This window comes from Pseudoalteromonas arctica (genome assembly GCF_012927645.1).
Taxonomy (GTDB): Bacteria; Pseudomonadota; Gammaproteobacteria; order Enterobacterales; family Alteromonadaceae; genus Pseudoalteromonas; species Pseudoalteromonas arctica_A.
Genome location: NZ_JABBMT010000099.1, coordinates 1 through 632, shown reverse-complemented (window position 1 = coordinate 632; position 632 = coordinate 1). Strand labels below are relative to the sequence as shown.

Sequence of the window (632 nt, the reverse complement as noted above, 5' to 3'; positions counted from 1 at the left end):
CCAGCCACTAAATTCAACATAAAACCGTTCATACTCCGATGCCTCGAATGTTCAATGAAGGATATGTTCTTGAGTTGGTCATTAATTGTCTCGATTATAAAGCGCTTTGAAAGCATCGCTCTATCCCATAGTGACATTACTTTTGCTTTCATATTTTTGCGAACCGTCGTAATGAGCTTCACCCCTTTATCGAGCAAATCGGCTTCTAAAGCCTTACTTAAATACCCTTTATCACCATATAATTTATCTGTCAGGCAGCTCGCTAACTCACGCACTGGTTGAGTATCATGTACATTCCCTGTTGTCACTTTTGCAGCAACAATTTCGCCATGATGATTAACAATTAAATGCAGCTTGAAGCCATAAAACCATCCCATCGTTCCTTTGCCTCGTTGGGCTATCCCATCAAAGGTTTTGTGTCTGGGAATACGAATATTATGGCACACCTTAATACATGTGGAGTCAATGAATTCAACGCCTGTGGGTTTACCTTTAAGTGAAGTGAAATAAGCGCACATCGGCACAAGTACCCTCGGCATAACGGCTAAAAATCGTGTGTAACTGAGCAAGTTAGGAAATTCACTTTTGTACATAAGTGAGACATACCCAAGGTAGTAATTTTTGAAATCACG

Annotated in this window: 1 protein-coding gene; it reads right to left on the bottom strand. The window is 40.3% G+C overall.

The features are described 5' to 3' along the window. On the bottom strand, window positions 1-632 hold a 632-nt coding region (locus HHO47_RS19070), incomplete at both ends, for an IS982 family transposase (protein WP_169021703.1).